Raw genomic sequence first — 18,828 nt, forward strand, 5'->3', positions numbered from 1 at the left:
CGCATCGTGCGGCCAGCGCATAGCGTCCCGTTGGACATGGGCCGCGGCAGGGTCTAGACGGGGCGCATCATGCCCAGCGAACACGCCCCCGCCCCGCCCCCCCATGTGCCGGCCGCAGAGACGCCGACCGCAGTCGCGCGCCGCGTCCTGATGACGGAAAGCACCGCACTTGCCACGCTGTCCGACGCGCTGCCGGACGATTTCGACAGCGTCACCGCCCGGCTGCTCGAGGTCTCGGGCCGGGTCATCGTGTCCGGCATGGGCAAGTCCGGCCATGTCGCCGGCAAGATCGCCGCCACCCTGGCCTCGACCGGCACGCCCGCCCAGACCGTCCATCCCGGCGAGGCGAGCCACGGTGATCTGGGCATGATCACCCGCGCCGACGCGGTGATCCTGATCTCGAATTCCGGCGAGACCCGCGAGCTGGCCGACATGATCGCCCATTGCGCGCGCTTTGCCATTCCGCTGGTCGCGATGACCAAGCGCGCCGGCTCGACGCTTGCCAAGGCGGCGGATCACGTCCTTCTGCTGCCCGACGCGCCCGAGGCCTGCGCCATCGGCATGGCGCCGACCACCTCGACCACGATGGCTATGGCCTTGGGCGACGCGCTGGCCGTGGCGCTGATGCAGCACCGGGGCTTCGACCGCGAAAGCTTTGCCGCGTTCCACCCCGGGGGAACGCTCGGCGCGCAGCTGCTGCGCGTCTCGGCGGTGATGCATACCGGCGAGGCTCTGCCGCTCGTGACCGACCACACGCCGATGTCCGACGTGCTGCTGACGATGAGCAGCAAGGGCTTCGGCGTCGCAGCGCTGGTGGAAGGCGAGCGGCTGACCGGGATCATCACCGACGGCGACCTGCGCCGCAATATGGCCGGTCTGATGGACCGCCGCGCCGGCGAAGTGGCCACGCGCGCGCCGATGACCACGCGGCCCGACACCCTGCTGACCGAGGCGCTGGGCATCATGAACATGAACAAGCGCACCGTGCTGCCGGTGGTCGACGACGGCGACCGCCTGGTCGGCCTGCTGCACATCCACGACGCGCTGAGGGCAGGTGTCGCATGAACGTCTCGATCTTCATTCCCGCGCGCTACGCGTCCACCCGCTATCCGGGCAAGCCGCTGGTGCCGCTGACAGGCGCCGACGGCGCCGCCAAGCCGCTGATCCAGCGAAGCTGGGAAGCTGCCTGCGCCGTTTCCGGCGTGACCTCGGTCTACGTGCTGACCGACGACGGCCGGATTGCCGACGCCGCGCGCGGCTTCGGCGCCGACGTGCTGATGACATCCGAGGCCGCGCGCAACGGCACCGAACGCTGCGCCGAGGCGCTGGCGCAGCTCGACGTGGAACCGGACGTGGTGGTCAACCTGCAGGGCGACGCGCCGCTGACGCCGTCGTGGTTCGTCGAGGCGCTGATCGAGCGCATGGCCGACTGGCACGTGCAGATGGCCACGCCGGTGCTGCGTTGCGACCCGCAGACGCTGGAGAATCTCGTGACCGACCGCCGCGAGGGCCGCGTCGGCGGCACCACCGCCGTCATGAAGACCGACGGCAGCGCGATCTACTTCTCGAAGGAAGTGCTGCCCCATGTCGGCGACCTGTCGAACCCGCCCGAGGTCTGGCACCACGTGGGCGTCTACGCATACCGCCCCGACGCGCTGCGCCGCTATGCCGGCTGGGACGAGGGCCCGCTGGAACGCGCCGAGGGGCTGGAACAGCTGCGCTTCGTCGAGAACGGCGCCGCCGTCACTTGCGTCCCCGTCGACGCCCGCGGCCGCGTGTTCTGGGAACTCAACAACCCCGTGGACGTGGACCGGATCGAGGCCGTCCTGAAGAAGGAACGCATCGCATGAACGCCGCCAAAGCCGTCACCCTCGGCGCCGATCTGCCGGGCAAGGTCCACATCGCCAACGACGCGCCCCTGGCGCTGATCGCGGGCCCCTGCCAGCTGGAAAGCCTCGACCACGCACGCATGCTGGCCGACCGCATCGCCAAAGCCGCCGACGGCATGCCGTGGATCTTCAAGGCCAGCTACGACAAGGCGAACCGCTCGTCCCTCAAGGGCAAGCGCGGTCTCGGCATGGACGAGGGGCTGAGCATCCTGTCGAAAATCCGCGCCGAGTTCGGCGTGCCCGTGCTGACCGACATACACGACGCTCACCAATGCGCGCCGGTGGCGCAGGCCGTCGACGTGCTGCAGATCCCAGCATTCCTGTCGCGGCAGACCGACCTGCTGCTGGCCGCGGGCAAAACCGGCCGCGCGATAAACGTCAAGAAAGGCCAGTTCCTCGCGCCTTGGGACATGGAGAACGTCGCCGCCAAGATCGCCAGCACCGGCAACGACACCATCATGCTGTGCGAACGCGGGACCAGTTTCGGCTACAACATGTTGGTCAGCGACATGCGCGCGCTGCCGATCATGGGCCAGACCGGCTATCCGGTGGTGTTCGACGCCACCCACTCGGTGCAGCTGCCGGGCGGACAGGGCACGTCCTCGGGCGGGCAGCGCCAGTTCGTCGAGCCGCTGGCCCGCGCGGCCGTCGCGGTGGGTTGCGCCGCGGTCTTCATCGAGACGCACGAGGATCCAGACACCGCGCCCTCGGACGGGCCCAACATGGTGCAGATCGACCGCCTGCGCGCCCTGCTCGACGGGTTGCGCGCGATCGACGCGTTGACGAAGGCGCGCTGAAGCTGGCGAGCTAAGCCAGTTCGGTGCGCAGCTTTTCCAGGTAGGATGCCACCAGGACCTCGGCCCGCTGCGGATCGTCCGCCTCGGCGTAGCAGCGGAATTCCGGCGCGTTGCCCGAGGGGCGCAGATGCACGATCTCGCCGTTCGCGAAGGTGACGCGCAAACCGTCGGTCATGTCGACCCACGCCTCGCTACCCGGATCGGTGAAGAATGCGTCGCGCCGGGCGCGATCGTCGGTCAGGCCGGCGATGAAGCTCTGCGAACGCTCCGACGGGATCCCGGCGATCCGGTCGGCGGCGGTGAAGCGTTTCGGCAGCGCCGCCACCAGCGCGGCAAGGCCGCCCGCGTCTTTCGCCTGCGACAGCGTCGCCAGGATCGGCAGCAGGCAATCCCGTGTCGGCAGCGGGTCAAGCCGCCCGGCGGGGCCGTCCGCCTCGAACCCCAGAAGAAAGCCGCCATTGGCCTCGTAGCCGACCACCCGCGCGGCGGGATCGGAGTCGAGCACGGCCTCCATAGCCTCGATCACGAAGGGCGAGCCGATGCGCGTGCGACAGATCCGGTCGAACCCGGGGACCGCATCGACCAGCGTGTTCGACGAGACCGGCGTGCAGACGATCCGCGCGCCCAGCGCCCGCGCCGTCAGCGGCCCCAGCACGTCGCCCGGCACGATGCGCCCCGTTTGATCGGTGACCATCGGCCTGTCCGCGTCCCCGTCGGTCGAGATCACCGTGTCCAGCCGGTTCTCGGCGCACCATTGGGCCAGCATGGCGCGGGTGTCGGCGTCGACGGCCTCGGTATCGACCGGCACGAAGCTGTCGGACCGCGCCAGCGTGATCGCTTCGCCGCCCAACGCCTCGACCACCGTCACCATCAGGTCGCGCGCGACCGAGCTGTGCTGGTAGATGCCCACGCGCAGCCCGGCCAGCGCCTCGCCGAACGCATCGACATACCGGGCCCCATAGGCCTGCTCCGCCGACGCTTCGCCCGCACCCGGATCCTCGCCATCGGGAAATGCCGCTCCCAGGGCGCCAAGAATGGCGGTCTCGTTCGCCTTCGTGATCTCGCCGTGGGGCGTGTAGAACTTCAGCCCGTTGCGGTCCGCCGGGATGTGGCTGCCGGTCACCATGATCGCCGCCGCGCCGGATCGCGTCGCCGCCAGCGCCAGGGCCGGCGTCGGCAGCACGCCGCAATCGGTGGCCGACAGCCCGGCTCCGGCCAGCGTCCGCCGCACCTGCGCGGCGATGGCCGGAGAGCTGTCGCGCAGGTCGCGCCCAACGTAGACCCCCGCCCCCGTCGGGCAGGCCCGCGCGAAGGCCGAGACGTAGTCGGCCACCACGTCGTCGGACAGTTCCGTGACCAAGCCGCGCAGCCCGCTGGTTCCGAATTTCGCCGCCATCGCATCCGTCCCTGTTCCGGTCCCGCCCATGCCTACCGCAGGTCGGAACCGAGGCACAGCCGGTTTGCGATCAGGCCCGCCGTACCGGTGCCGCCGCCGCGGCCGCCGCGCGCGCGGCCCCCGAGGCCGGCATCGCCGTCCGCCGCAGCAGAAGCTGCAGGTTCTGGAACGCCATGTCCGGCCCGTTCGGGGCGGGCTGCGCCATGAAGGCATCCAGCTCGGACCACGCGCGGATCGCGTGATCCAGCACCGGGTCCTCGCCGTCGCGATACAGCCCGGCGCGGACCATCGTTTCCGAGCGCGCGTGGGCGCCCAGCAGCTGGCGGACCTGCGCGATTGTCTCGTTCTGCGGCGGCGTCGCGGCACCGGGCAGGCTGCGCGAGACCGACCGCAGCAGGTCGATCGCCGGGAACCGCCCGCGCTCGGCGATCTGGCGGTCCAGCACCACGTGCCCGTCGAGCACGCCGCGCAGGATGTCGGCGATCGGCTCGTCCATGTCCGATCCCGCGACCAGTACGCTGAACACCGCAGTGATGTCGCCCTGCTCGACCGTGCCCGGACCGGCGCGTTCGGCCAGCCGCATGATCTGGTTGGCGACCGAGGGCGGGTGCCCGCGTAAGGCGGGAAGCTCGCCGCCGGCCACGGCGACCTCGCGGTGCGCCTCGGCGAAGCGGGTAACCGAATCGGCAAGGTAGAGCACGTGCTTGCCCTGGTCGCGGAAATGCTCGGCCACGGTCATCGCCGCCAGCGGGCAGCGGCGGCGTTCCAGCGGCGAGCGATCCGACGTGGCGGCGACGACGACGGTGCGCGCCATCCCTTCGGGCCCCAGGATCGAATGCACGAATTCCTGCACTTCGCGCCCGCGTTCGCCGACAAGCGCCAGCACCACCACGTCAGCCTGCATGCCGCGCGCCAGTTGCGACAGCAGATGAGACTTGCCCACGCCCGAGCCCGCGAAGAGGCCGATGCGCTGGCCGCGCACGACGGGCAGCAGCGTGTCGAAGACCGCAAGGCCCGTCCCGATCCGCGTGCCCAGCGGCCGGCGCGCGGCGGCGGGCGGTGGGCTGGCGCGGAACGGCCGTCGCTCGGCCCCCGGGTTCAGCGGCCTCCCGTCGATCGGGCGGCCGTAGGGATCGATTACCCGACCGATCCACGAATCGTCGGGCGCCAGCGTCGGCGCGCCCAGAACGGCCACGCGGTCGCCGCGGGCGACACCCTCTGGCGGATCGTCGGGCAGCATCGCCACCAGGTCGTCACGGATTCGCAGCACTTCGCCGGAAAGCTCGGCGCCGCCGTGCCGCATCAGCCGCAGCCTGTCGCCCAGGCAGGCCGAATCGCACAGGCCGCGCACCCAGATGGCGGTGCCGTCGACGGAATGCACGCGCCCGACCGCCCGCACCGGCTGTATCTGCGCGATCCGCGCGCGCAGCGCCCGCACCTGATCCTTGCTCATCCCCGATCCCCGCCCATCGTCCGCTCCGTTCAGCTTCTGAAAACCGTTTCTAAAGGAATCACGGTTAAGCCTTGATTGAAGCCAATCGAGGGAGAAGCCCCGATGTTCAGCAACCTGGACGTTTTCAGCACCGCCATGTCGATGGCCCGTCACGCCGGTCACAAGCAGGCGCTGTCGGCGCAGAATATCGCCAATGCCGATACGCCCGGTTACCGGGCGCGCGACCTGCCGGATTTCGCAACGACGGTGCAGAACCGCCTGATGGACCAGCGCGCCACGCGCGAGGCTCACATGAACGGCAGCCGCGGCAGCCTTGTCGTCGCCGAAACCCGGCGGGAGGCGCAGGACCCCAACGGCAACACCGTGTCACTCGAACTCGAGATGATCGAGGCAGTCGAGGCCAAGCGCCAGAACGACCGCGCCATGGCGATCTACCGCAACGCGATGACGCTGCTGCGCACCGCCGTTTCCCGCACCTGAAGGATACCGTCATGAGCGCCTTTTCTGATGCCCTGGGCGTGACCGCCAGCGCGCTGAAGGCCCAGGCCACGCGCCTGCGCATCGTCTCCGAGAACATCGCCAACGTCGACACGCCCGGCTATCGCCGCAAGACCGTGCCGTTCGAGCTTACGCAGACCCGCTCCGACGTGACCGGGGTCGAGGCCGGCCGCGTCCGGCTGTCGGACGTGGCGCTCAACCGGATCCACGACCCGGCCCACCCGATGGCCGACGCCACCGGTCACTACGAAGGCTCGAACGTCGACATGATCATCGAGATCGCCGACGCCCGCGAGGCCCAGCGCAGCTACGAGGCCAATCTCAAGATGTTCGAACAGACCCGCCAGATGTCCAGCAGCCTGATGGAGCTGCTGCGTCGCTGACCCCCCACGCCATAGACAAAGGAGCCCAGAATGGACGTCCGTTCGCTTTTCGCCGCGCAGAAATACGCGGCCTCCCGCCCCGCCATGGAACCCGGCCAATCCGGCGCGAATCCCATCGCGCAGAGTTTCGAGCAGACGGCGAAGAACTTCGTCGACACCGTCCAGAAGGGCGAGGATACCGCCCGCGCGGCGATGACCGGCGGCGCCGACCCGCACGCCCTGGTCGAGGCGCTGGCACAGTCGGAACTGGCCGTCGAGACCGTGGTCGCCGTGCGCAACAAGGTGGTCGAGGCCTACCAGGAAATCCTGCGGATGCCGGTCTAGACCATGCTGACCGAGGTCGTCTTCTTCGACACGCTGCGCACCGGGCTGTGGATCGCCACCGTGACCGCGCTGCCCATCCTGAGCGCCGCGCTGCTCGCCGGCGTGGGCGTCGGCCTCGTGCAGGCGCTCACCTCGATCCAGGAAATGACGCTGACCTTCGTGCCGAAGCTGCTGGCGATCGTCGGCGTCTACTGGCTCTCGATGAGCTTCATGACCGAAACCTTGGTGGATTTCTTCCAGAACCACATCATCCCGATCATCGTCGGAGGCTGACATGGACAGTGCAGGCTACACCACGCTCACCCGCCAGTCGGGCCTGATGCGCGAGATGCAGATCATCGCCAACAACATCGCCAACGCCAACACGACCGGATATCGCCAGCAGGGGATGATCTTCTCAGAGTTCATCCAGCGCGGCGACGGCGACACGTCGATCTCGATGGCGGCCGCGCGGGTGCGCGAGACGTCGTTCGCGCCCGGCGGCATGCAATCGACCGGCAGCCAGTTCGACTTCGCCATCGAGGGCGACGGCTTCTTCCTGGTCGAGACCCCGCAGGGCGAACGCCTGACCCGCGCCGGCGCCTTCACGCCCAGCGCCGAGGGCACGCTGGTCACGCCCGATGGTCACCCGGTGCTGGACGCCGGCGGCGCGCCCATATTCGTCCCCCGCGGCACCACCGACATGGCCGTGGCGCGCGACGGCACGATCAGCAGCGAAGGCCGCCCCATCGGACAGATCGGCCTGGTCCGTCCCCTCGACCCCACGGCGATGAGCCGCGAGGGCGCGGCGATGTTCCGCGCCGATGCCGGCTTCGAGCCGGTCGACGAACCGCGCATCCGGCAGGGCTTCGTCGAAGGCTCGAACGTGAACCCGATCGAGCAGATCAGCCGCATGATCGAGGTCCAGCGCAGCTACGAGATGGGCCAGAATTTCCTGCAGCGCGAGGACGACCGCGTCCGCGCCGCGCTCAAAGCATTCGTGAAATAAAGGGGACACGGCATGAAAGCCCTCCAGATCGCCGCCACCGGCATGGCCGCCCAGCAGATGCGGGTCGAGGTCATCTCGAACAACCTGTCGAACATGTCGACCACCGGCTACAACGCCCGCCGGGCCGAGTTCGCCGACCTGCACTACCAGCAGGTCACGCGCGCGGGCACCATCAACGCCAGCGATGGCACGGTGATGCCGACCGGCGTCCAGCTGGGCCTTGGCGTTCGCCCCTCGGCCGTTTCGGTCGAGCTGGCGCAGGGCGCGCTGGCCGCGACCGGCGGCGACCTCGACGTGGCGATCGAGGGCGGCGGCTACCTCGAGGTGATGATGCCTGACGGCACGCCCGCCTATACCCGCGACGGCGGGCTGAAGCGCAACGCCGAGGGTGTCATCGTCACCTCCGACGGCCACCCGCTCGCCCCCGAGATCGTCATTCCCGAGGACGCGCGCAGCATCTCGATCAATCCCAACGGCGAGGTCTACGCCTATTTCAACGACGCGATCGAGGCGCAGCTTCTGGGCCAGTTCACCATGGCCGGCTTCACCAACCCCAAGGGGCTCGAGGCGATGGGCTCGAACCTGTTTTCCGAGACCGAGGCCTCGGGGCCGGCGATCCAGTCTACCGCCGGCGAGGACGGGCTGGGCACCCTGCGGCAGGGCTTCCTGGAACAAAGCTCGGTCGACGCGGTCAAGCAGATCACCGACCTGATCTCGGCCCAGCGCGGCTACGAGCTGAATTCCAAGGTCATCTCGGCCGCCGACCAGATGATGGGCGCCACGGCGCAGGTGCGCTGATGACCCGGCCTGTCCGATCATCGGCGGTTTCGGTCGCGCTTCTCGCCGCGGCGTTGCTGGCGCCGGCGGCCGCGATGGCCGAGAGCGTCGTGGCGTTGCGCACGATCCGCCCGCAGCAGGTGCTGACCCAGGGCGACGTGAAGCTGGACCCGGCGACCATCGCCGGGGCGCACGACAAGATCGACGACGTGATCGGCCAGGAGGCGCGCGTCGCCATCTATCCCGGCCGCGCGGTCATGCGCGGCACGCTGGGCCGGCCGGCGCTGGTCGACCGCAACCAGGTGGTCGAGCTGATCTTCGACAAGGGCGGCCTCGTCATCACCACCGAGGGCCGTGCGCTGGCGCGCGGCGGCGTGGGCGAACGCATCCGCGTGATGAACCTGTCCTCGCGCACCACGCTGTTCGGCACCGTCGCGCCGGACGGTTCCGTCATCGTATCGCAATGAGGGTCGCCATGCTGCGCTTCGTCGCCTGCCTGCTGCTTCTGTCCGGCATCGCCAGCCTTTCGGGCTGCGCCCGCGTCGACCATATCGGCCGGGCGCCCGAATTCAGCCCGCCGATCGCCAGCCCCGAACGCGTGGCGATGATTGCCGGCGGCGTGCCCGACGCGATCGGACCCCAGCGCCGAACCGAGGCCGCATCGCTCTGGTCGGCCGGCCAGCGCTCGCTGCTGGGCGACCGGCGCGCGATGAAGCGCGGCGACATCCTGACCGTCGTCATCGACATCGACGAAGAGGCCGAGATCAACAACCGCAGCGAACGCTCGCGCACGGGATCCGAGGCGCTCGGCATCGCCGACCTGTTCGGCATCCCCGAGCGCATCAACGAGAACATTACGGACGGCGCCAGCCTCGACACCGCGGTCGGCATCACGAGCGACAGCCGCTCGCGCGGGGACGGTTCGGTCCGCCGCAGCGAGGAACTGACCCTGCGCATCGCGGCCACGATCACCGACGTTCTGCCCAACGGTGTGCTGGCGCTGCAGGGCGCGCAGGAGGTCCGCGTGAACTACGAGCTGCGCGAATTGCTGGTGTCGGGCTACGTCCGCCCCGAGGACATCTCGCGCCGCAACGAGATCACCTACGACAAGATCGCCAACGCCCGCATCTCGTATGGCGGCCGCGGCCAGATCAGCGACGTGCAGCAACCCCGGATCGGCCAGCAGGTGCTGGACGCGATCCTCCCCTTCTGAGGCACGCACCATGATCAAGCTCCTTCCCCTCATCCTGCTGATCGCGGGCGTCGGCGCGGGCGTGGGCGCAGGCCTGGCCTTCGCCCCCTCGCGGGCCGCGCCGGCAGCCGACGCGCCGGCCGGGACCGATCACGCCGCCGGCGCCGGACCCGCGGCCGATTGCGTGCCGCAGATTGCGGGCGCGCCCGACTCGCACGACCTGCCGCCCGAGGGACGCGAATACGTCAAGATGAGCAACCAGTTCGTCATCCCCGTGATCTCGAACGACAAGGTGTCGTCGCTGGTCGTCGCCTCGCTCTCGGTCGAGGTGGGGACCGGCGGCTCCCAGGCGGTCTTCGCCCGCGAGCCGAAGCTGCGCGACGCCTTCCTGCGGGTCATGCTGGACCACGCCAGCATCGGCGGCTTCGACGGCAACTTCACGGCCGCCACGCGCCTCAGTGCGCTGCGCACCGCCCTTCTCGAGGCCGCCCGCCCGGTGATGGGCGGCCAGGTCAGCGACGTCCTGATCACCGAACTGGCGCGCCAGGACAGCTGACCGCGCCCTGGCCGACTCACGCAGGCGTGCGCCGGCGCCGTCGTCATTTTTCGGCTTTGGCCGATGACATGCCCCGGGCTTCAGTTTATAACGATTCTAGAAGCGTCGGCCGCCCCCTGCGAAGGGACGCGGCCGATGCTCTTTACCGCGCTCGGCGCGACCCGTGACAGAGAAGGAAGAAACGCGACATGGACGGCGAAAGCAAATGCCCGGTCATGCACGGCAGCCCCGTGCACACCACCTTCGGACTGCGCACCAACAAGGAATGGTGGCCGAACCAGCTCAACCTCAAGATCCTGCACCAGCACAGCCCGCTGGGCGACCCGATGCGCGGCGAGTTCGACTATGCCCGCGCGTTCAAGGGTCTCGACCTCAAGGCGCTGAAGGCGGATCTGACCGCGCTGATGACCGACAGCAAGGAATGGTGGCCGGCCGATTACGGGCATTACGGCCCGTTCTTCATCCGCATGGCGTGGCACGCCGCCGGCACCTACCGCAGCGGTGACGGTCGCGGCGGCTCGTCCTCGGGCGCGCAGCGCTTCGCGCCGCTGAACTCGTGGCCGGACAACGCCAACCTCGACAAGGCACGCCGCCTGCTGTGGCCGATCAAGCAGAAATACGGCAGCGCGATCTCGTGGGCCGACCTGTTCATCCTGACCGGCAACGTCGCGCTGGAATCGATGGGCTTCAAGACCTTCGGCTACGGCGGCGGGCGCAAGGACATCTGGGAACCCGAGGAAGACGTCTACTGGGGATCCGAGCAGGAATGGCTGGCCACGTCCGACAAGGAAGGCAGCCGCTACTCCGAGGGCCGCGCGCTCGAGAACCCGCTGGCGGCCGTGCAGATGGGCCTGATCTACGTCAACCCCGAAGGCCCCGACGGCAAGCCCGATCCCGAGGCCGCGGCGCACGACATCCGCGAGACCTTCGGCCGGATGGCGATGAACGACTACGAGACCGTCGCGCTGATCGCCGGCGGCCACACCTTCGGCAAGTGCCACGGCGCGGGCGACGCCTCGCTGGTCGGCTCCGAGCCCGAGGGCGCGGACATCGCCGAGCAGGGCCTGGGCTGGACCTCGAAGCACGAAAGCGGCTTCGGCGTGCACACCATCACCTCGGGGCTGGAAGGCGCCTGGACGCCGAACCCGATCAAGTGGGACAACGGCTATTTCGACATGCTGTTCGGCTACGAGTGGGACCTGGTGAAATCCCCCGCAGGCGCCTGGCAGTGGGAGCCGCGCGACGTCCGCGAAGAGGACATGGCCCCGCACGTCGATGGCTCGGGCAAGGTCAAGACGATGATGGCCACCACCGACATCGCGATGCGCGTCGACCCGGCCTACGAGAAGATCTCGCGCCGGTTCCACGAGAACCCCGCCGAGCTGGCCGATGCCTTCGCCCGCGCGTGGTTCAAGCTGACCCACCGCGACATGGGCCCCAAGGTCCGCTACCTGGGCGAGGAAGTGCCCGACGAGGACCTGATCTGGCAGGACCCGCTGCCGGCGGTCGACCACCCGCTCGTGGACGATTCGGACGTCGCGGCGCTGAAGACGCAGCTGCTGGACAGCGGGCTTTCGGTCGCGGAACTGGTCTACACCGCCTGGTCCTCGGCCGCGAGCTACCGCGATTCGGACAAGCGCGGCGGCGCCAACGGCGCGCGCATCCGGCTGGCGCCGATGAAGGACTGGGAAGTGAACCAGCCCGGCCAGCTTTCCCGCGTGCTCGAGGTGCTGGAAGGCATCAAGGCCGATTTCGACGGCAAGGCGCAGGGCGGCAAGAAGATCTCGCTGGCCGACCTGATCGTGCTGGGCGGCGTCGCCGCGGTCGAGAAGGCGGCGAAGGCCGCCGGCCATGACGTGACGGTGCCGTTCACCCCGGGCCGCACCGATGCCAGCCAGGAATGGACCGACGCCGAAAGCTTCGAACCGCTGGAGCCGGCCGCCGACGGCTTCCGCAACTACCTGCGGACCGAGTTCACCGTCCCGGCCGAGCAGCTGCTGCTCGACCGCGCGCAACTGCTGACGCTGAGCGCGCCCGAGATGACGGTTCTGGTGGGCGGCATGCGCGCGCTGGGGGCCAATTACGGCATCACGCAGCACGGCATCTTCACCGACCGCGCCGGCCAGCTGACGAACGACTTCTTCGTGCGTCTGCTCGACATGGGCACCGTGTGGGAAGCGACCGACGACAGCGCCCAGGTGTTCCAGGGCAAGGACCGCGTGACCGGCGAGCCCAAGTGGACCGCATCGCGCGTCGACCTGGTGTTCGGCTCGAACTCGCAGCTGCGCGCCCTGTCCGAAGCCTACGCCCAGGACGACCACCGCGAGAAGTTCGTGCAGGACTTCGTCGCCGCCTGGACCAAGGTGATGAACGCCGACCGCTTCGACCTGCAGGCGTAAGACCGTCCAAGACACCACAGGCGGCGCCCGGAGGGATCCGGGCGCCGCTTTGCATTTCCAAAGCGTGACAAACCCGCCGCGCTCTGCTTCCTTCCGCCCATGACCCCGCGCACCGCCCTTGGAACCGCAACGTGATCCCGCTCGACGACCGCGACGTGGCGATCCTCGCCACCCTCTCGGCCGAGGGGCGCATCTCGAAGGCAGCCCTTGCCGAACGCGTCGGCCTGTCGCCCACGCCCTGCTGGAACCGGCTCAAGCGGCTCGAATCCCTCGGGCTGGTGCGCGGCTACCACGCCGATGTCGACCTGCGGAAACTCGGACCCCACGTGACCGTCTTCGTCGCCGCCGAGCTGCGCGACCACACGTCCGAGACGTTCCGCGCCTTCGAGGCCGCCGTGCGCACCTACGACGAGGTCACGGCCTGCTGGGCATTGGGCGGCGGCTTCGACTACTTCCTGCAGATCGTGACCCGCGACATCGACGCCTACCAGCGGCTGGTCGACGACATGCTGGACGCCCGCATCGGGCTCGCGCGCTACTACACCTACATCGTCACCAAGGCGGTCAAGCCGCCCTCAAGCCCGCCCTTCGCCCTGCTGCGCGGCTGAAGACGATTCCTCTCCGCGACCGCGCCCACATGGTCCGAACCGCCTGAATCGCGCGCCGATAAAAGACCCGATCGCCTGCCCGCCTGCGCCATCCTGTCCCCAGCCAGACAGGAGATTCGACGATGAAGGACAGCGTTCTTTCGGCCGACCGCACGATTCAGGACAAGCGCCTGGTGCGGCCGTTTTCCTATATCGGCGGCAAGTGGACCGCCGGCGAGGGGAACGACACGATCCCCGTCACCGATCCCGCCACCGGCGACAGCATCGGCGACATCGCGCGTCTCACCGCCGACGATTCCCGCCGCGCGGTCGACGCCGCGCACACCGCCTTCGCCACGTGGTCGCAGACCCTGCCGCAGGACCGCGCCGCCATCCTGCGCCGCTGGCACGACCTGATGATCGAGCACCGCGAAGACCTCGCGCGCATCATGGTCTCGGAACAGGGCAAGCCCCTGTCCGAGGCGCGCGGCGAGATCGACTACGCCGCCTCGTTCGTAGAATTCTACTCCGAGGAAACCCGTCGTCCGAACATCGAGGGCGTGACCTCCCACCTGCCCGACGCCGAGGTCGAGCTGTGGCGCGAACCCCTGGGCGTGGCCGCGCTCATCACGCCGTGGAACTTCCCCGCCGCCATGCTGACCCGAAAGGCCGCCGCAGCACTCGCCGCCGGCTGCACCGTGGTCGCGCACCCGTCGTCGGAAACGCCCTTCTCGGCCACCGCGCTGGCCGAACTGGCCGAGCGCGCCGGCATGCCCGCGGGCGTGTTCAACGTGGTGACGGGCAATGCCCCCGAGATCGTCGAGCCCTGGACCCAGGACCACCGCGTGCGCGCGCTGTCCTTCACCGGCTCGACCGAGATCGGCCGGCTGCTCTACGGCCAGTGCGCCGGCACGATCAAGCGGCTGGTGATGGAGCTTGGCGGCCACGCGCCAGTCATCGTCTTCGCCGACAGCGACCTCGATCAGGCGGTCGAGGAGACGATCAAGGCCAAGTTCGCCACCACCGGGCAGGATTGCCTGGGCGCCAACCGCATCTACGTCGAGCGCGCCATCTACGACGCCTTCTGCGAGAAATTCACGGAAGCCACGAAGGCACTGACCATCGGCGCCGGCCTCGACGATTGCGACCTCGGCCCGCTGATGAACGAGAAGGCCGTGCAAAAGCAGGAAGCCCACGTCACCGACGCGCTGAAGAAGGGCGCCAAGCTGCTCACGGGGGGCGACCGCCTCGACCTCGGCCCGCTGTTCTACGCGCCCACGGTCATCGCCGACGTGCCCGACGACGCCGCCATCCTGCACGAGGAAACCTTCGGCCCCGTCGCGCCCATCGTGCCGTTCGACACCGAGGACGAGGTGACGAGCCGCGCCAACGCCACCGAATACGGCCTCGTCGCCTACGTGCACACGATGGACCCACGCCGGATCTACCGCATGACCCGCGCGCTGCAATTCGGCATGGTCGCGGTGAACCGCACCAAGGTCACCGGCGCGCCGATCCCCTTCGGCGGCATGAAGCAGTCGGGGCTGGGCCGCGAAGGGGCGCGGCAGGGACTCGAGGAATTCACCGACATCAAGTACGTCTGCCGCGACTGGGCCTGAAACCGGGCCTGACGCACACATCGACACGCGGCCCGGCGACCTGCACAGCCGGCCGGGCCCTCCGCACGCACGAAAGGAAAGACCGATGCTTCGCAACGACATGCTGGAACAGTGGGACCGCGAGAACTTCTTCCATCCCTCGACCCATCTGGCCGAATTCGCCCGCGGCAACGCGCCCCAGCGCGTGATCCAGACCGGCAAGGGCAGCCACATCACCGACCGCGACGGCAACACGATGCTCGACGCCTTCGCCGGCCTCTATTGCGTGAACGTCGGCTACGGCCGCCCCGAGATCACGGACGCCATCGCCGAACAGGCGCGCGAGCTGGCCTATTACCACGCCTATGTGGGCCACGGCACCGAGGCCGCGATCACCCTGTCGAAGATGATCCTCGACCGCGCGCCCGACCACATGAGCAAGGTCTATTTCGGCCTGTCCGGCTCGGACGCGAACGAGACCAACGTGAAACTGGTCTGGTACTACAACAACATCCTCGGCCGCCCCGAGAAGAAGAAGATCATCTCGCGCTGGCGCGGCTACCACGGCTCCGGCCTCGTGACTGGCTCGCTGACGGGTCTCGAACTCTTCCACAAGAAGTTCGACCTGCCGCTCTCGCAGGTGCTCCACACCGAGGCGCCCTATTTCTTCCGCCGTTCCGACACGTCGATGGACGAAGCCGCCTTCGTCGCCCACTGCGTGGCCGAGCTTGAGGCGATGATCGAGCGCGAGGGCGCCGACACCATCGCCGCCTTCATCGGAGAGCCGATCCTCGGCACCGGCGGCATCGTGCCCCCGCCCGCCGGCTACTGGGCCGCGATCCAGAAGGTGTTGACCAAGCACGACATCCTGCTCATCGCCGACGAGGTCGTCACCGGCTTCGGCCGTCTGGGCAGCATGTTCGGGTCCGAGCATTACGGGCTGAAGCCCGACCTGATGACCATCGCCAAGGGGCTTACATCGGCCTACGCGCCGCTGTCCGGCTCGATCGTGTCCGACCGCATGTGGAAGGTGCTGGAACAGGGCACGGACGAGAACGGACCCATCGGCCACGGCTGGACCTACTCGGCCCACCCGATCGGCGCCGCGGCGGGTGTCGCGAATCTCAAGCTGCTGGACGACCTGGACCTGATCTCCAACGCGGGCACCGTGGGCACCTACCTCAACGCCGCGATGGCCGACGCGATCGGCGCGCATCCCCACGTGGGTGAGGTCCGCGGCGAAGGGCTGCTGATGGCGGTCGAATTCGTCAAGGACCGCGACAGCCGGACGTTCTTCGACGCGTCCGAGAAGGTCGGCGCCCGCGTCGCCGCCGCGCTGCTGGAACACGGCGTGATCGCCCGGGCGATGCCGCAAGGAGACATCCTGGGCTTCGCCCCGCCCTTCTGCCTGACGCGCGAGGAAGCCGACGAGATCGTGCAGAAGACTGCCGCCGCGGTCGGGTCCGTGCTGGGCTGAGCCATCCGCCCGTCCGGGCGCAAACAAATGGGGCGGCAGCCGATCGACTGCCGCCCCTATTCCTTGCTCGCGGAGCGCAGGGTGATGCGCCATCGCGCCCGCTCCCTCACCGGCCCGAGTGTTAACGCCCGGTGAATCCGTCTCTGCAAGCCCTTGATCTTGTTGGGGCGTCCGCGTGTCCCATCGTGGGACACGCGGAACCTCTGTCACTCGCGCGTCGCGGCGACGTCCTCGGGGGCCGCCTCGCCGAACTCGCCCTCGACGAAGTCGTTGCCGAAATGCGAGCGGACGTAGTTCACCACGTCCGCGATCTGCTGGTCGTCCAGCAGGCTGCCGAAGGGTGGCATGGCCGCCTGCCCGTGGACCACCATGTAGATCGGGTAGCCCGGCGCCGCCAGAAGCTCGTTGTCGGCCAGCGCCGGGTATTCACCCGCGCCGACAGCGCCCTGTCCGTCGGGCATGTGGCACCCGGAGCAGACGGCGTTGTAGACCGCCTCGCCGCCCTCGTGCGGGATGTTTCCCGCGCCGCGGAAGTTCTCGAACTCCTCCTCGGTCGGGTCGAAGGTCCGGAACTCGGACACCGGCTCGCCCTCGGGCACCTCGACCGGCGGCAGGTTTTCCTGTGCCGTTGCCATGCCGGCAGCCAGCAGCGCGAACGGCAGTATCGTTGTCTTGATCGGGTTCATGTCCGCTCTCCTCATCACTGCGTGGCGCGTTCGTGAAGCTGCTGGATGGCGTCGAGCGCCGAGAGGATCGCCCCCTCCTGCCAGCCCGGCAGGTAGGACAGATGCTCGCCGGCAAGCGCGATCCGCTCGCCCTCGCCCATGCGCGCCGTCTCCTCGTAGTCGCGCTCCCTGTCCTCCCAGATGCCGTAGCAGCCCAGCACCCACGGCACCTTGTGCCACGGCACGCTGACGCCGGTCTTGAACTCCTCGGTGTATTGCGGGTGGATGCGCGAGCCGTATTCGACGACCCACTTGGTCCGCTCCTCGGGCTGCATCGCGTTGAACTGGTAGGCGTTCGCCCCCCAGTTATAGGCCCCCAGAAGGACTCCGCCGCCCTGGCTGAGATAGTCGTTCGACGGGTAGCTGATCAGCGAGATCGGCAGGTCGGTGTAGGTGATCCCGCCGTAGATGTGCTCGTCCTCTTCCCAGAAGCGGCGCTTGAACTCGAGCCCCGCCTTGAAGCCGCCGGCGTAGTACATCGTGCTGATCGCCTGCGCCTTCGTGCCCGAGAAGTTGTGCTGGATCTGCCCGAGGATCGAGAACGGGATCGTGCAGACGCACCAGTCGGCCGTCACCTCGGTGACCTCGCCCGGCTCCTGCGCGTCGACGTAGCTCGCGGTCACGCCGTTCTCGTCCTGGTGCAGCGTCACCACCTTGGCGTTGTAGGTGATCAGGTCGCCCACCTCGCGCTCGAAGGCCTGCGCGATCCTGTCCATGCCGCCCACGGGCTGAAAGATCGCCTGCTGGTGGTGGACCGTCTCGGCGTCCGGAAGCCAGCGCCACAGTCGCGAATCCAGCAGCGTCTCGAGGTCCATCGGCTGCGATGGCACGCCCTCGGCATTGCGGCCACCGCCAGGCCAGCGCTCGAAGCCGCGAAAGTCGCTCGTCTCCTCGCTCATGACGTATTCGTATTCCTCGGTCAGCGACCCGTAGTCGCGCAGCGCCTCGAGCAGAAGCGCGCGGTCTTCCTCGGTCACCTCCTCGTCCAGCGCGCCACCGTTCGTGGCCTTGGCCAGAAGTTCGGCCACGTGGCCGCGGAAATCCGACGCCACCTCGCGGTAGCGCTGCGGCTTGCCGTCGAAGGCGTCGCTGCGGTGCAGGTAGGCGTTGTGGTTCTCCTGGATGAACGGCTGAAGCTCGACGCCCAGCCGCCGGCAATAGTCGAGGATCGCGTGGTGGTTGTAGGGAATGCGCCACGGGCCGGGGTTGAAGTAGTTCCCCTCCTCGAAGTCGACCTCCTGCGTGGCACCGCCCAGTTCGGTGTAGGTGTCGCCGCCGCGCAGGGTCCAGCAGCGCCCGCCGGCCTTCTCGCGGTATTCGAGGACCTGCACCTCGTAGCCCGCGGCCCGCAATTCCATCGCCGCGGTCATGCCCGCAAGCCCGGCGCCCAGCACCAGAACCCGCGCCCCGCCCGGATCGCCGGTCAGCTCCACCGGCCCGGTATAGCTCGACTCCTGCGCGAAGCCGAGGCTGGCCATGGCGGTGTACATGGCCCCGGTGCCGGCGGTCACCCCGATCGTCGTGAGCAGCTCACGTCGTGTCATGGTCATGCCGTTTCTCCCTGTTCCAGTGCGGCGGCTTCGAACGGATTCTCGGAAGCGGCCTACCGAGACCAACAGGTCGGGCAACCGGCGGTTCCTTCCTGATCGTCTTTGACCGCCGGCACCGTTCCGCGCGCAATGACGCGGCCTCGATCCGCGCCGTTCGATGGGATCGACGTCGCGCAGGGCCCTGCATCGGTCCCCACCATCTGTCGCCTCCGGAACCCGGCAACGACGTCGCGCGCGCG

20 protein-coding genes are annotated in these 18,828 nt (G+C 68.9%); 16 read left to right on the top strand and 4 right to left on the bottom strand.

All coding sequences use genetic code 11. From position 1 onward, the window contains the following. The first annotated feature begins 69 nt into the window (after positions 1-69). From BLW27_RS15155 to kdsA, 3 genes are read left to right on the top strand one after another with little or no spacing between them, the layout of a single operon-like run. Entirely contained in the window at positions 70-1,065 is a 996-nt protein-coding gene (locus BLW27_RS15155) for a KpsF/GutQ family sugar-phosphate isomerase (RefSeq protein ID WP_089884440.1), read from the top strand. Continuing rightward, positions 1,062-1,850 (top strand): 3-deoxy-manno-octulosonate cytidylyltransferase, encoded by a 789-nt coding sequence (locus BLW27_RS15160; RefSeq protein WP_089884442.1) that lies wholly within the window; start codon positions 1,062-1,064, stop codon positions 1,848-1,850. The genes BLW27_RS15155 and BLW27_RS15160 overlap by 4 nt, the downstream gene beginning before the upstream one ends. Beyond that, entirely contained in the window at positions 1,847-2,686 is an 840-nt protein-coding gene (gene kdsA, locus BLW27_RS15165) for a 3-deoxy-8-phosphooctulonate synthase (protein WP_089884444.1), read from the top strand. The genes BLW27_RS15160 and kdsA overlap by 4 nt, the downstream gene beginning before the upstream one ends. A gap of 10 nt (positions 2,687-2,696) precedes the next feature. Here the strand turns inward: kdsA and BLW27_RS15170 are convergent, their stop codons facing one another. Then, complete coding sequence (locus tag BLW27_RS15170; RefSeq protein ID WP_089884446.1) at positions 2,697-4,082, bottom strand: phosphomannomutase; 1,386 nt, start codon at positions 4,080-4,082, stop codon at positions 2,697-2,699. A gap of 70 nt (positions 4,083-4,152) precedes the next feature. Next, positions 4,153-5,535, bottom strand: a complete 1,383-nt coding sequence (locus BLW27_RS15175) for a FliI/YscN family ATPase (protein WP_089884448.1) — start codon at positions 5,533-5,535, stop codon at positions 4,153-4,155. Positions 5,536-5,637: 102 nt separating this feature from the next. On the opposite strand from BLW27_RS15175, the gene BLW27_RS15180 reads away from it, so the two are divergent. From BLW27_RS15180 to BLW27_RS15240, 13 genes are all read left to right on the top strand, one after another. Continuing rightward, complete coding sequence (locus tag BLW27_RS15180) at positions 5,638-6,015, top strand: FlgB family protein (protein WP_177177932.1); 378 nt, start codon at positions 5,638-5,640, stop codon at positions 6,013-6,015. A gap of 11 nt (positions 6,016-6,026) precedes the next feature. Then, entirely contained in the window at positions 6,027-6,416 is a 390-nt protein-coding gene (flgC, locus tag BLW27_RS15185) for a flagellar basal body rod protein FlgC (RefSeq protein ID WP_089884452.1), read from the top strand. Between the two features lie 30 nt (positions 6,417-6,446). Continuing rightward, the gene (gene fliE / locus BLW27_RS15190) at positions 6,447-6,740 is read left to right on the top strand and encodes a flagellar hook-basal body complex protein FliE (RefSeq protein ID WP_089884454.1); all 294 of its coding nucleotides are present in this window, start codon (positions 6,447-6,449) and stop codon (positions 6,738-6,740) included. 3 nt (positions 6,741-6,743) lie between these two features. After that, complete coding sequence (locus tag BLW27_RS15195) at positions 6,744-7,013, top strand: flagellar biosynthetic protein FliQ (RefSeq protein WP_089884456.1); 270 nt, start codon at positions 6,744-6,746, stop codon at positions 7,011-7,013. Position 7,014: 1 nt separating this feature from the next. Continuing rightward, positions 7,015-7,728: a flagellar hook-basal body complex protein gene (locus BLW27_RS15200; RefSeq protein ID WP_089884458.1), complete on the top strand. Its 714-nt coding sequence runs from the start codon at positions 7,015-7,017 to the stop codon at positions 7,726-7,728. A 12-nt stretch (positions 7,729-7,740) separates the two neighbouring features. Then, entirely contained in the window at positions 7,741-8,526 is a 786-nt protein-coding gene (gene flgG, locus BLW27_RS15205; RefSeq protein WP_089884460.1) for a flagellar basal-body rod protein FlgG, read from the top strand. Next, positions 8,526-8,972: a flagellar basal body P-ring formation chaperone FlgA gene (flgA, locus tag BLW27_RS15210; RefSeq protein WP_089884462.1), complete on the top strand. Its 447-nt coding sequence runs from the start codon at positions 8,526-8,528 to the stop codon at positions 8,970-8,972. Before flgG ends, flgA begins: the two co-directional genes overlap by 1 nt. A gap of 8 nt (positions 8,973-8,980) precedes the next feature. After that, the gene (gene flgH, locus BLW27_RS15215) at positions 8,981-9,718 is read left to right on the top strand and encodes a flagellar basal body L-ring protein FlgH (protein WP_245710896.1); all 738 of its coding nucleotides are present in this window, start codon (positions 8,981-8,983) and stop codon (positions 9,716-9,718) included. A gap of 10 nt (positions 9,719-9,728) precedes the next feature. After that, entirely contained in the window at positions 9,729-10,253 is a 525-nt protein-coding gene (locus BLW27_RS15220; protein WP_089884466.1) for a flagellar basal body-associated FliL family protein, read from the top strand. A 188-nt stretch (positions 10,254-10,441) separates the two neighbouring features. Further along, entirely contained in the window at positions 10,442-12,652 is a 2,211-nt protein-coding gene (katG, locus tag BLW27_RS15225) for a catalase/peroxidase HPI (protein WP_089884468.1), read from the top strand. A 134-nt stretch (positions 12,653-12,786) separates the two neighbouring features. Continuing rightward, positions 12,787-13,260 (top strand): Lrp/AsnC family transcriptional regulator, encoded by a 474-nt coding sequence (locus tag BLW27_RS15230; RefSeq protein ID WP_089884602.1) that lies wholly within the window; start codon positions 12,787-12,789, stop codon positions 13,258-13,260. A 122-nt stretch (positions 13,261-13,382) separates the two neighbouring features. Beyond that, positions 13,383-14,858, top strand: coding sequence for an NAD-dependent succinate-semialdehyde dehydrogenase (locus BLW27_RS15235; protein ID WP_089884470.1), 1,476 nt, complete (start codon positions 13,383-13,385; stop codon positions 14,856-14,858). A gap of 85 nt (positions 14,859-14,943) precedes the next feature. Beyond that, positions 14,944-16,314, top strand: coding sequence for an aspartate aminotransferase family protein (locus tag BLW27_RS15240; RefSeq protein ID WP_089884472.1), 1,371 nt, complete (start codon positions 14,944-14,946; stop codon positions 16,312-16,314). Positions 16,315-16,520: 206 nt separating this feature from the next. On the opposite strand, the gene BLW27_RS15245 is transcribed toward BLW27_RS15240, so the two are convergent. Together BLW27_RS15245 and BLW27_RS15250 are read right to left on the bottom strand one after the other, a co-directional pair. After that, on the bottom strand, positions 16,521-17,000 hold the full coding sequence (locus BLW27_RS15245; protein ID WP_245710897.1) for a c-type cytochrome: 480 nt from the start codon (positions 16,998-17,000) through the stop codon (positions 16,521-16,523). Positions 17,001-17,014: 14 nt separating this feature from the next. Next, a complete protein-coding gene (locus tag BLW27_RS15250; protein WP_245710898.1) occupies positions 17,015-18,589 on the bottom strand; it encodes a flavin monoamine oxidase family protein in 1,575 nt (524 codons plus the stop codon). Between the last annotated feature and the right edge of the window lie 239 nt (positions 18,590-18,828).

The organism is Citreimonas salinaria (assembly GCF_900107235.1).
In the GTDB taxonomy this organism is placed as follows: Bacteria; Pseudomonadota; Alphaproteobacteria; order Rhodobacterales; family Rhodobacteraceae; genus Citreimonas; species Citreimonas salinaria.